This is a genomic window from Pseudoalteromonas sp. BSi20429, assembly GCF_000238895.1.
In the GTDB taxonomy this organism is placed as follows: domain Bacteria; phylum Pseudomonadota; class Gammaproteobacteria; order Enterobacterales; family Alteromonadaceae; genus Pseudoalteromonas; species Pseudoalteromonas arctica.
In genome coordinates this window covers 16,702-29,470 of the sequence record NZ_BADV01000011.1, presented here as the reverse complement: position 1 = coordinate 29,470, position 12,769 = coordinate 16,702, and the positions used below count along the sequence as shown (strand labels likewise).

The following is a 12,769-nucleotide window of genomic DNA, read 5'->3' as shown; positions in this document are numbered from 1 at the left end:
AATGAAACACTTACTTTGTATAAGCCTCATAGTATTACTTAGCGGTTGCTACACTTCAAAAAATAACAATCCAGAAGTGATGGCCGACTTAGCCTCGCAATTAAAAGATATTGCTACAGCCGTTGATGGCACATTAAAATTTAGTGAAACACCCTACTCTACAACTGATGAGTTATTAAAAGCTGCTGTTAATAACGATTTAAGAAAACTTGCACCCTTTGGGGAATACACGCTTATCGTGAACGTACAAGATGATAACGCAGTGCTACTCTTATGTGATGCCAATACTGCTTTAATTGAAGATGCAGGCTGCACTGCTCAATCAGATATACAGCATTGGGGAGCTGAGGCTATTCATCATTGTGAAATAACCATAAACGCCCAACAGCTCTGTAATTAGGTAATAAAACCCAACTAGTTTTATAGAACATACATACCTTAGGTGTATATGTTCTATATAGTGCCCACTAAATACATTTAAAGTTGAGCCGTCATCTCTTTAGGGTTAAACACTAAGCCATGGCGACTAACATGCTCTGCAAAATTTTCGGCCGGCATTGGTTTCGCAAAGTAAAAGCCCTGAAATTCTTTACACCCCATTTGCGTCATTATTGCTACTTGCTCTTGGGTTTCTACTCCTTCGGCTACACACTTAATATCAAGCTCTTCACACATAACGTGCACCGCTTTAACTAAACTTTTTTGACGCGTGGAGCTCGTTACTTGGCTTATTAATGAGCGATCTAACTTGAGCTTGTTAATAGGGTAATCGGCAAGGCGTGCAATATTAGAATAACCGACCCCAAAATCATCGACCGAAATAGTAAAACCCCACGATTGCAGCGTTTGCATAAGCTTTAGCGAATGCGCTTGGTTTGCCTCAAGAGAGGTTTCAGTCAGTTCTAACTCAATTTGAGGTGGCTTTACGTTAAAGTCGGCAAGGTATTTAACCAGTTTTGACATAAAATCGGTTTGGCTAAAATCAATTAGAGATATATTTATTGCCACCGGCACACTCGGTAAACCCGCCTTGGTCCAATCGGCAATTTGAGCGCACACCTTTTGAATAATCAGGTCGGTTAGCCGACTAACCATTCTGTATTCTTCGGCAATAGGAATAAATACCACTGGCGACACATTACCCAGTATTGGACTGTTCCAACGCGCTAAGGCTTCAAGCCCTATACATTGACCCGTTGCATCTACTTTAGGTTGATAGTGCACCGACAAATCGCCCTGCTGAAGCGCTTCATCTAATAACATTGAAATTTCGTATTTTTCGATAAAAGCTTGTGATTGTTTTTCGTTATAACCACTAAGGGCCATATTACAATTTGCTAGCTTAAGTGCTTCGCATGCATTGCTAAGTACTGTTGCGCTGTTTTTTCCATGATCAGGATACTTTGCAAAACCAAATAAAAATGATTGCTGACACTTAGTACCAAATACATTATATGTTTTATCTAATGTATTTTTTATTTGCATTAATAGCTTATCTTCTAGCTCGTTTTGCGAGTTTGCGCCAATTATAAAAGCAAGCTTTCCTACTCCTATATGAGCACCCAACAGCGGCCCATCTGGCATCGCTTTTAAACGCTTGTACGCGTTAATAAGTAATGCTTGAGAGTCGGCTTTAGTGAGCTTCAAATTTAAGTATTCACTATTTGCACTTTGCGCAACAACGATATAAAAACCTTTTTGGTATTTGCTTGTTAATCTGTCGCATTGCAGCTCAAACCATTCTCTATTAGGTAGTTTTGTTTGCGAGTCTCTAAAGCGTAAACGTTTATTTTCTTGTTCCATCATCGATAAATTTTGTTTAATGAGCTGCTCTTGCGTGCAATCGTAAAAGTCATATACACGGTAGTTTGTACTCATTGTTATTTGCTGATAACTGGCTTTAAAATAACTTTTTTTGTACTTCACAATTTTATTTTGAGCATTAGAGTCGTCAAAAACTAAGGCCGGAAATAAATGAGAAAGATTAACGCTTCCTTCTTTTAATTCTTTTTTTATACCAAACATATCAATAGCATGTTGATTAAAATCAGTAATGACAAGATTTTCGTCAACAATAATTTTAGCTTTATTTGATTCGGTGAACAGGCTTCGATAAAGCTCATTTTTATCTTTAAGGTGTGTATTAGCGCTTATCATTGTTTTGTTTAAACGCTTAGCAGCCACAATTGTGCGCGCCACAGCAAGGGGAATACAAATGTTAAAAAATAAAAATATAAGCCCTGTAATGTATAAGTCAGCGTCGGGAAGTTGTTGAGCTATGCCGGTTAAACCCGAGACATCAACGTTATTGATGATCATATAAAACGGCGCAATATTTAATACGCCATAAGCAAGAGCTGTTCTATAACCAAGTAGCATAAGTGCGATTATCGGGCAAGAATACATATACATAGAGCCCACTTTAGCAAGCTCTAGGTCTGTTAAAAATAAGTTCATTGACACGCTAGCAGCTACAATGGCTATTAAAAGTGCATGAGCGCTAAAGTGATAAAAACGCTTACTTGCTATAAGTAAACCACATGCAGTAGCAAGAAAGCTGCTTGTTAATACAACAATATAAATTAAGTTAAATTCAATAGCGCTTGTGTACGTGTGGCACGCCACAGCAAAACATAACACCATTACTAATGATAGAATAATGCGCAGTGCACTTATTCGCCAATTAGCAACCTGACCAGGGGCTGAATAATGGTCATTTAATAAAAAGAATCTATTGAAAAAATGCATAATAAACAACAGTTAAAGCTCATTCTTCTATTAGACATTGATAGCTTGTTAAAATCAATCTAATGAATGTAATTTCTATTTACATAGTTCTATAAAATAGACAAGTGTAAACCTACCTGTTAGCCGTTAAACAATCATTTTTCGTGTGTTTTTACAGTTATCTTCTTTAAGAGCGAAACCACTGCACCCTAAAAATTCACCGTGCTTAGATTTGCGTTTACGCATTTCGCGACCACACTTTTCACAAATTGGGTGCTGCGTTTTACACTCTGTATTCACACATTGTGAGTACGTGTTTTTATCAATCGATGGGCCACTACAGCTTTTACACACTCGTAATTTAGTTTCGCAAATTTGCGTATTAGTACAACTATAATAATCACCATATTGACCCGTTTTTGGCACTATTAAACCGTCGCTGCACGTACTACACTCTCTTTGCTTTAGTTGCGACTTATTAAACAACGTTGAAGCGATTTGAATGGGATAATTGTCATTTACTAATTCTTTTACAAACGCTGAGCATGCATAAGGGTCTGCAATTAAATACGCTTTATGTTTAGCGCGAGTAATACCTACATAAAGCAAACGCCTTTCCTCTGAGTGAGTGAATTCATCTTGCTCTGGTAATAACGCCTCCACCAGCACATTATTTTGATTATCGCTAGGAAACCCTAATTTACCTTGTTCAAAACCAATAATAATACAGTAATCGGCTTCAAGTCCTTTGGCACTATGCAATGTCCAAAAATAAAGAGAGTTTGTATGCTTTTTATCTTTTAAATGCTGCTGCACGCTATTTAACATGTATCTATATCGACTAAGTATGGCAATGCTCGCTGATGCATCATTTTTTTGAATAGTGCTTATGCTCTGTTGTACTTTCATTTCTATCGATTTAGTACCTTGGTATAAATCGTCTAATAAAATAACTTGTGGTGTGGTTACTTGTGTATGTGTGCTGATCTGCTTTTTATATTGCTCAGGGTTTTGCATTACAAAACGCCCTGCTACATCACTAATACTATTGTTATATCTAAATGTTTTTTGCAACATAGTAAGTGAGTGGCTGCCCACTAATTCATTAAAGCGTGTAGTAAGCGCTAAATTACCACCCGAGAACCGATAAATTGCTTGCCAGTCATCACCAACCGCAGTAAAGCGTATTCCGTTACCATGTTTTAATATGGCATTTATGAAAGCCATACGCGCGCTTGATATATCTTGAAACTCATCAACTAAAATGTGGCTCCACACAATATTAAAATCTCCGCTTACTATCGCCTTTGTTGCTTGAATAATCATGTCGTCAAAATCAATGGCACTTTGCGCGTTTAGTTCATTTATATAAGCATCATGAATTTGCACTAACAAGTTTGCATATTGCTGGTAATTTTTAATACCACTTTGCTTGATGCGCTGCGCTATTTGCTTATTACTTAGTTGCTCCACTCGAATAGCTTGTAAACATTTTATGTACTTATTAATGCCTTGCTGTAACTGCCCTGAGTTATTTAAAGTATGAAATATTTCGTCGTTACTTAAAGGTGTTAATTCAACATTATGCTGCTTTAATTGCTTTGCGAGGGTTTGCTCTAGCTTTCCTTCTACCCAGTTGTAATGAAAGGTTTCGAGTAAGGTGGTGCCATTTTGTTTATGCAGTTTGCGCTTAAATGCAATTTGCTCGTTATAGTGTTTTTTATCTATATCGGCACGTGTATTTCCTTGCCTATCAATGCCAAAGTGCTCTAGGTAAATATCATATTGAGGTATATAAAAGTCTGGTTGGTATTGCCCACTTAACTCTGCGCCTTGGCTAAAGTGATAATTCACCTCATAACTGTGCGGTACGCAATTCAAATGCAGCCAGTTTGAAATAAGCACTTCCTGATAACTTTTTACTTTATGACCCGCAAGGCTACGGTATTCGTTATCGCGTACGTACCGCTCGTACTGTGCATTATCTTTAAAGCTAAATATATCAATCGGCTCATGGAGTAAATCTACAAATGCTTTTAAAAACTGTGGCTCGGTTTGTATTTTTTTACTTACCCACCCAGTTAACCAACTATTTAATTGAACTGGGTCAGTTGCAAATTTTGACAACTCGATTGGCTTTTTGGCACTTTGTAGTAATTTAAGCCCAAGCGCATGGAATGTTAAAATAGTGGGTGCTTTGGTATGCAATTTTGCATGCGTGGCGCGTTCAATAAAGCGCTCTTTAAGCTCATTTGCTGCTGTTTTATTATAGGCCAGCACCAAAATTTGCTCAGGCTTGGCAATATTGCATGCTATTAAATCTAAAGACTTTGCTACCATCACAGATGTTTTACCTGTGCCTGCTGCCGCTAATACTAAATTTTTATCGTTATCGCGTATTACCGCTAAGCGCTGCTCTGTTGTTAATGGATTTGACTCTACTTGATTAAAAAAGTCATTTTTAAGAGTTAGTTGTTTTTTTTCATATTTATGGCGCAACTGTACAATTGCATCGTGAGTATTGGGTGTGGTGCTTAGTATATTTAAAAATTTAATACTACTTGGCGATAAGTGCTGTTGCCACACACTTGTACTTTTAGCGTACTGCTTGGTAAGCAAAAACACATCATTATTAAGTGTTTTTATGGAACTATCACGTAAAAACTCATCTAAAGCATAGCGCTTGAGCGAAATCTTTGCGTTATTTACCTTTTGCTCAAGCAGGGCTGAAAACCGCGTGTTAAGGGCAGTATTTAAAGCGTTCGCTTGTGATTTGTTTAAAAAGCTAATTGATGTATTGCTACTGTCGCACAAATTAATTTTGGCGCTAAATAAACGGTTTTTAAGTATTGAGTAATTATAAAAGTCTTTAATTAAAAATGTCCGTGCGGGAGCACCTCTAAAATGCACAACAAGGCGCTCTTTTTCAATAGCTACGTGTTTAATACGGGTAAAAAAACGGCCTAGCCAACTTGGAGTAGCAATATACTGCGCCATAATACTCAATATGAAGATATGCTTTACCTTGATTGTAACATACTCTTTTGTAATACATTTAGCGCTAAATCGATGCTTACTTAGTAAACAATTTAATTGGTAAGTTAGTTTTTAAACCTGGTGATTAATATTTTATTTACAACCATTAACAAATCTAAACATTTATAGATAGCTTGTTGTGTAACAATGCACATATACAAACTTACACTTCATATAATTGTTAGGTATATCCCCAATTAAACAATTATTTACAGCCTAATTAAGTGGTTTAAAGGAGCTAACATGCTTAAAAAATGCATTACCACAACGGCTTTAATTTTAGCATTATGCGCTTGCACGTCAGAAACAGAGTCGGATTTAGTAAAAACACAAGGTATTTGGGCAGGTTTTGAACTAGTTTCTGACGGTAACCGCACGCGTGTTAACGCAGAACTAAATGCAGGCGATGCTAATGGCTCTAACATTGTTTTAAGCGATAGCGACTCATTACAAGCTGTTGTTAATAGCACTGCTATTGTACTTACAAAAGATACCGACTTTTTAGACGTTGATTACCAAGCGTATATAAATGCCACTGACGATAACCAACAGTTTGATATAAAATTTAAACGGGATGATGGCATAAATGCTAATTCGAGCGTGGAGTTGCCTTTAAATTTTATTATTTTAACCCCGAGTAACAATCAAAATTTTGATATTAATAGTCCCCTTACAGTTCAGTTAGATGGCACTGATCCTAATAGTACTAGCCAAGTAGAACTTAGCAGTAGCTGCACTAACAATAATAATGAAACACTTTTACAATCAACGCTTTTTGCGCTTAACACTTCGCGCCTTGAAATAGATCTGCAAAGTTTAGATATGTTTAGCAGCTCGCAAGTAGATAAAAGTAAAACGTGTGATTTAACAATTAGTGTGAAACGCGATCGATTCGGTAGTATTTCGGGTGAATACGCAAACCAAAGCTATATTAAATCCCAGCAATCGCGCGCTATAAAAAATATGACTTTAACGTTTTAATTTGCACGCTAATTTACTCAGCGTTAAGCTACGCCTTTATTAAGTAACTCTACCAATTGTAATTGCCCTCCTTATTTATAGGAAAGCTAATAACAATTGATATAAAGGTTTATTATGACTAACAGCACATACCCTATTGGCACACCTGGCAAAAAATGGAATGACAACGATAAAGCCCAGTGGTTAACACGCCAAAACATTAAACGCAGTTACCAAAACGAAGTCGTAACGCTAATTAATGACCTTAAGAGCACCTTAGATATAGAGCAATACGGCGAGCTTAATTACACCGCTGGCACTTACCCATTATATATATTAAAAACGCCTAACTTTAATGCTAATAAACCAACTGTTTTAATCACCGGTGGTGTACATGGCTACGAAACCAGTGGCGTACATGGCGCACTTAGGTTTGCTAAAACATCGGCTATGCAATATTGCGAACAGTTTAATATTATTGTTGCCCCCTGCATTAGCCCTTGGGGATATGAGACTATAAACCGCTGGAACCCAGACGCTATTGATCCTAATCGCTCATTTTACGAGGGCAGCCCAGCTCAAGAATCAGCCGCTATTATGGCGTTTGTAAAATCATTAGGTACTGACTTAATCGCTCATATTGATTTACACGAAACAACAGATAGCGATAACAGTGAATTTAGACCCGCACTCGCTGCGCGTGAAGGCACTACAAATACTAACTGGAACATACCTGACGGGTTTTATTTAGTTGCAGATACCAAAAAGCCTGAGCCGGAGTTTCAAAAAGTCATTATAGAAAGCGTTGCAAAGGTAACTCATATTGCACCGAGCGATGAAAATAACCAGCTAATAGGCGTACCTCAAGAGCAATTTGGCGTGATTAACTATGCAGCACGCGATTTAGGTTTATGTATGGGCTTTACTGATGCACCCTATGTAACTACTACAGAAGTGTACCCAGATAGCCCAACAGCCACCGATGAAGAATGTATTTTGGCACAAGTAGCCGTTATAACGAGCGCGCTAAATTACATTACAACCTCTACAAAAGATTAACCACTGTTCAAGAGCGGGTACTCATTAAATTAAGTACCCGCCCCAACCAAGAAACAATCTGATAACAAAAAACAACCCAAAAGAACTGGTTTTATTGAATTTAAAGGTATAAGGTTAGCCTTCCCTCAAATTCAAGGAGTATACATTGGGGTTTAAAAACAAATATGGACAGGTAAGCCTCTATACTGAAAATAACGTTGTTATCGCTCACTTTTCGGGATACATCACCTCAGGGCTTCTTCGTGCGTTTAAAATTGAACTATGCGAAAAAATACAGTCACTCAAAAATCAGCCTTGGGCCTATATTAGTGATTCTTTTGATGTTTTGGCTGCAACGCCTGAGGCAGAAAAAGAAATGATAAATATTAGCCATTTAATGAAAGCAAACAACTGCCTAAGTAGCGCGTTTGTACTCACATCAGCTATCGCTATAAATCAAATGAAGCGCATTTTAGAGTGTGCAAAAAGAAACGTTAATTTTAGTGAGTGCCTATTTACCGATTTAGATAGCGCTAAACAGTTTATTTCTCACAACTTAAAAAGTAAGCAAGGCCAACTGATATAAAATAATTGACCTTGCTTTATCAATCTTAGTTTTTGTAAAACTGACTATCTTTGGTTATCGTAATGCTGGCGTTTTCTTGCGCTGTTACAATAAATTGTAACTTACTCACTTTACGCTCAATATCGTAACCATCGGCTGTTACAGTAACGGGGACTCTTTTCATCGCACCCGGTTGTACAAGCGTAGATCTCGGACTTGAGAGCATTGCTCCTGGTAAACCCTCTATGGCAATACTGTAATGCAGTGCTTGCTGCGTTTTATTAATAATAGTAAGTGTATAAGGGTTTTCTACAAGGCCCTCGTAGTTCACTCTATAAAGCGCATTCCTATCGCGTAGTACTGAGGCTTCTATTGGTGTACGTTGCAGCATCCATGCAAACATCGAAATGATTAACAAAGCTGTTAATGCGCCGTACCCTACTAGTTTTAACCTAAATGGATTGGTTTTTTTACCTTCCATTTGTTTTTCACTCGCGTATTTAATTAAGCCTTTTTCGTAACCAAATTTTTCCATGGTATCGTCGCAGGCATCAATACATAAGCCACAGTTTATACATTCATATTGCAATCCATTTCGAATGTCTATTCCTGCAGGGCATACCTCTACACACAAGTTACAGTCTACACAGTCACCTAAGTTAAGCTCTTTTGGATCGGCTTTGCGTTTACGTGGTCCTCGGCTTTCACCACGTTCGCTATCATATGTAACAAGCAACGTATCTTTATCAAACATAACAGCCTGAAAACGAGAATACGGGCAAGCAATAGTGCACATTTTTTCGCGTAAAAACCCTGCATTGCCATAAGTACAAAAAGCGAATAAAAACACCCAAAAGCTCGTTATACCTGACCACTCAAACGTAAGCATTTCCATATACAAACTTTTTGCCGGAATAAAATATGCCATAAACGAGGTGGCGGTTAAAACTGAAATAACAATCCACGCACTGTGCTTAGTTATTTTTTTGCGCCAAGTGCTTAGCGTCCACTGTGATTTATCTAATTTAATTCGCTGATTTCGAGTGCCTTCTATGCGTTGCTCTACCCACGAAAACATGAGCATCCATATAGTTTGCGGGCACGTATAACCACACCAAACCCGACCAAGCCAGTTAGTTACAAAAAATAATGCAAAAGCCCCCACCATAAATAGCAGAGCTAAAATCATAAAATCTTGAGGAAGGAGTGTTAAACCAAAAATAGTAAAGGTTTGCGTTGCCACATCAAGCAGCACAGCTTGTTGTCCGTTATATTGGATCCACGGTATTGCAATAAAAGTTAGCATTAACAGCCAACCTAAATTACGGCGTATGCGCTGAAAAAATCCTTTTTGCTCGCGGATATAAATTGGCCCTTCGGTGTTATAGGGCTTAATGATCATGTCTTCTTCTTTAATATCAAACTTCATAGTACTTGCTTCATAATGACGGGTATTATGCAAGTATTTGCAACTTTCAGACCAAGCTGAAACTTTATTTACATCATTGATATTAAACAGTTTATTTCAACGCAATAAAATAAAATTCGCGACATTAAACGCGCTTCGCGATATATCACGAATTTTTAGCAATTCCTAACTTTCGCATTTTTGAGCGTAGTGTACTCTCAGGTAAGCCCAATTTAACTGCTGCCCCTTTATCACCCGATATTTGCCAGTGCGATAACGCGAGAACAGAGGTTATATGCTGTTTTTGCGCTTCATCAAGCGTAAGTGAAGGGTTAATAACTACTTCACCACCCGCTTGCAAAGGCTGACTTAGCTGAAGTATCGCTTGATTAGATAAAATAGCTTCGCGTTCAAGTACATTTTGCAGCTCTCTAATATTGCCTGGCCAATTGTAGGCTTGCAGCTGCGTAATTGCTTTTTTACTTAGCCCTTTTAAGTGTTTACCCAGTCGTTTATTTATCTGCGCAATTAAATTAGCGCATAAATAAGGAATATCTTCTTTTCGATCTTTAAGGGCGGGTACTTTTATAGGAAATACATTAAGCCGATAATACAAATCAATTCTAAACGTGCCTTTTTGTACCATTTCCCACAGGTCGCGGTTAGTCGCTGCAATCACTCTAATATTTACTTTTAGCGTATTGCTGCCACCCACACGTTCAAACTCTTGTTCTTGCAGGACTCTAAGTAGTTTACTTTGCGCCTCAAGTGGAAGCTCTGCTATTTCATCTAAAAACAAGGTGCCTTTATCAGCAAGTTCAAAACGCCCTTTACGGCGTTCATTGGCACCTGTAAACGCGCCTTTTTCATGGCCAAAAAGTTCCGATTCTAGCAAACTTGCGGTAAATGCGGCGCAATTTACTTTTATAAAGGCTTGTTCGCTACGCTTGCTTAGTCGATACAAATTACGAGCTACTAATTCTTTACCCGTGCCATTTTCGCCAAGTATAAGCACTGTGCTGTCGGTTTCACTCACCAGTTTTATTTGATCTAACATGGTTTGAAATATATGACTTTGTCCAACTAGCCCTGAGTCTTGCCAATCTTCGTTAAGTTCTGCAATTAAGTAGTTGTTTTCATCTTTTAGCTGCTCACTTAAATGCTTTACTTGCTCAAGTGCCTCTTGCAGTGCATTTTGTGTTTGCTGTTGCAGTGATATGTCGCGAAATACCGCTACAGCACCAATTAACTCATCATTTTTATAAACAGGTGTTGAGGTGTATTCCACTGCAAATGAGCTACCGTCTTTACGCCAAAAAACTTCATTTTTAACTTCACGACGCTTTCCGTCAAACATGGTGCAGTAAATTTGGCATTCATCAGCGGGATAAGGTGTGCCATCAGCATGAGTATGGTGATGATATTGGTGTATTTTTTTACCTAATAACTCGTCTGCTCGCCAGCCTGTCATGCGCTCAGCGGCAGGATTAACAAACACCGCATTACCCGACAGGTCAAAACCGTATATGCCCTCACCTACTGCGTTTAGCAATAATTTAGGATCGTTTAAAAATTGTTTTATCATAAATGCACCTCGCGAAATATCGCGAGCATTATGGCAATTTTATACATTAAGTGCACTCATTACTTAAAATGCACTTACGTGTAAATTAAAACGCTATAAATAGTGCTGAAATAGCGTTTTTACATCTATTTTTGCACCTAGCCTTGCGGCTATTAAGTAAAGTCCTGCAAGTTTTCGGTGAATAAATAGCGCATCAACGGGCGGTGTATGCCATTGCTGAGATTGTGCACTGAGGGCAAGCCCTGCATTTTTAATTTTGAGCGCTAGTTCGCTATTTTTAAAATCAAACTCCCCTTCTGCTCTCAGTGGCTCGCACGCCATTAAAAATAAATCAATGACGTTGTTTTTGTACTCATCAACTAAGTCATTTTTAAAATAACCAATGTGTGAAGCCGCTCTAAGTACACCTTCTCTGTTGTTTTCACTACCCGCTTTAAATAAAGCTAAATAAGCGCGGCTAAGCTCGGTTGATATTTCTCGCGTTGCACCAAAATCAAATAAAACAATTTTTTGTGTATCAAGCTGATAATGAAAATTGGCAAAATTAGGATCGGTTTGAATTAATTTAAATTCAAACATTTCTTTAAAAAACAAATCAATCAGTTGCTCTGCAACAAAGCTTTTTTGACTATCAGGTAGCTCTGTAATGCTCTCAATGGGCTCTGCTTTTATATATTCCATAGTAAGTACTTGTTGTGTACTGTGCTCTGGATATACGTTAGGCACTTTAAAGTGGGGATTACTTGCTAGTGCATTTTTATAACGTATTAAGTACTGAGCCTCCCGCTTATAATCAGCCTCGGCTAATAACTGCGCTTTAGCCTCACTAATAAGTGGTTTAATATTAAGATCTTTTGGCAATAATCGAGAAATCGTTAATAAAGAAATAACGTTATCTACATCACTTACTACACTTTTTGCAATACCAGGATATTGAATTTTAACAGCAAGCTGATCGCCATTTTCTCTATAAGCTAAATGAACTTGCCCTATAGAAGCCGCTGCAAATGGCCTTAACTCAATATGAGAAAAGCGCGCTAGCCACTCATCCCCCCATTGCTCTTTTAACACCTCAACAAGCTGCTTATGAGGCATTGGATTCGCGTCCGAGCGCAGTAAAGCAAGTAACTGAGCCAATTCAGGACTAAGTAAATCACCGGCATCCATTGAAAGTAATTGCCCGAGCTTCATTGCAGCGCCACGTAAATGAGATAGCTGTGTGGCTAGCTTTTCAATATTTTTAGGTTGTAGTAGCAAGCTTTTATTGTCCCAACCTTTACCGGTTAGCGCGCTCTTAGCGCCATCAACTAACATGTTGGTAGCAACACCTGTTGCGAGTGAGCCTAATTTTGCAAAGCGAGAAAGCCGAGAAGTGGGAACAGTACGAGGAGCCGCCATAATATTAAAACCTAATTAGCCTGAAAGTCAGGCTAATTAATACGTATATTGT

General features: G+C 38.1%; 9 protein-coding genes. 4 read left to right on the top strand and 5 right to left on the bottom strand.

The annotated features are described in order from the left end of the window. Position 1 precedes the first annotated feature (1 nt). Entirely contained in the window at positions 2 to 400 is a 399-nt protein-coding gene (locus tag P20429_RS17380) for a hypothetical protein (RefSeq protein WP_007580364.1), read from the top strand. A 77-nt stretch (positions 401 to 477) separates the two neighbouring features. On the opposite strand, the gene P20429_RS20740 is transcribed toward P20429_RS17380, so the two are convergent. Next, a complete protein-coding gene (locus P20429_RS20740; RefSeq protein WP_081473413.1) occupies positions 478 to 2,748 on the bottom strand; it encodes a bifunctional diguanylate cyclase/phosphodiesterase in 2,271 nt (756 codons plus the stop codon). A 126-nt stretch (positions 2,749 to 2,874) separates the two neighbouring features. Beyond that, positions 2,875 to 5,724 (bottom strand): UvrD-helicase domain-containing protein, encoded by a 2,850-nt coding sequence (locus P20429_RS17385; RefSeq protein WP_007580362.1) that lies wholly within the window; start codon positions 5,722 to 5,724, stop codon positions 2,875 to 2,877. A gap of 282 nt (positions 5,725 to 6,006) precedes the next feature. Here P20429_RS17385 and P20429_RS17390 point away from each other — a divergent pair, with 282 nt between their 5' ends. The 3 genes from P20429_RS17390 to P20429_RS17400 all read left to right on the top strand — a co-directional run bounded on the left by P20429_RS17390 (position 6,007) and on the right by P20429_RS17400 (position 8,347). Next, positions 6,007 to 6,744: a hypothetical protein gene (locus P20429_RS17390; RefSeq protein WP_007580361.1), complete on the top strand. Its 738-nt coding sequence runs from the start codon at positions 6,007 to 6,009 to the stop codon at positions 6,742 to 6,744. Between the two features lie 114 nt (positions 6,745 to 6,858). After that, positions 6,859 to 7,782 carry a M14 family metallocarboxypeptidase gene (locus P20429_RS17395; RefSeq protein ID WP_007580360.1) on the top strand — a complete coding sequence of 308 codons (924 nt, stop codon included), beginning with the start codon at positions 6,859 to 6,861 and terminating at the stop codon, positions 7,780 to 7,782. A gap of 145 nt (positions 7,783 to 7,927) precedes the next feature. After that, positions 7,928 to 8,347: a hypothetical protein gene (locus P20429_RS17400; protein ID WP_007580359.1), complete on the top strand. Its 420-nt coding sequence runs from the start codon at positions 7,928 to 7,930 to the stop codon at positions 8,345 to 8,347. Positions 8,348 to 8,372: 25 nt separating this feature from the next. Here the strand turns inward: P20429_RS17400 and ccoG are convergent, their stop codons facing one another. The 3 genes from ccoG to P20429_RS17415 form a co-directional block, all read right to left on the bottom strand. Then, complete coding sequence (gene ccoG / locus P20429_RS17405; RefSeq protein ID WP_007580358.1) at positions 8,373 to 9,755, bottom strand: cytochrome c oxidase accessory protein CcoG; 1,383 nt, start codon at positions 9,753 to 9,755, stop codon at positions 8,373 to 8,375. 145 nt (positions 9,756 to 9,900) lie between these two features. Beyond that, positions 9,901 to 11,319: a sigma-54-dependent Fis family transcriptional regulator gene (locus P20429_RS17410; RefSeq protein WP_007580357.1), complete on the bottom strand. Its 1,419-nt coding sequence runs from the start codon at positions 11,317 to 11,319 to the stop codon at positions 9,901 to 9,903. A 93-nt stretch (positions 11,320 to 11,412) separates the two neighbouring features. Beyond that, the gene (locus P20429_RS17415; protein WP_007580355.1) at positions 11,413 to 12,717 is read right to left on the bottom strand and encodes an AarF/ABC1/UbiB kinase family protein; all 1,305 of its coding nucleotides are present in this window, start codon (positions 12,715 to 12,717) and stop codon (positions 11,413 to 11,415) included. Positions 12,718 to 12,769 lie beyond the last annotated feature (52 nt).

Bases quoted from the DNA above. Each gene is read 5' to 3' on its own strand.
- P20429_RS17415 (WP_007580355.1), bottom strand. From the start codon at position 12,717: ATGGCGGCTCCTCGTACTGTTCCCACTTCTCGGCTTTCTCGCTTTGCA.
- P20429_RS17380 (WP_007580364.1), top strand. From the start codon at position 2: ATGAAACACTTACTTTGTATAAGCCTCATAGTATTACTTAGCGGTTGC.
- ccoG (WP_007580358.1), bottom strand. From the start codon at position 9,755: ATGAAGTTTGATATTAAAGAAGAAGACATGATCATTAAGCCCTATAAC.
- P20429_RS17410 (WP_007580357.1), bottom strand. From the start codon at position 11,319: ATGATAAAACAATTTTTAAACGATCCTAAATTATTGCTAAACGCAGTA.
- P20429_RS17390 (WP_007580361.1), top strand. From the start codon at position 6,007: ATGCTTAAAAAATGCATTACCACAACGGCTTTAATTTTAGCATTATGC.
- P20429_RS20740 (WP_081473413.1), bottom strand. From the start codon at position 2,748: ATGCATTTTTTCAATAGATTCTTTTTATTAAATGACCATTATTCAGCC.
- P20429_RS17385 (WP_007580362.1), bottom strand. From the start codon at position 5,724: ATGGCGCAGTATATTGCTACTCCAAGTTGGCTAGGCCGTTTTTTTACC.
- P20429_RS17395 (WP_007580360.1), top strand. From the start codon at position 6,859: ATGACTAACAGCACATACCCTATTGGCACACCTGGCAAAAAATGGAAT.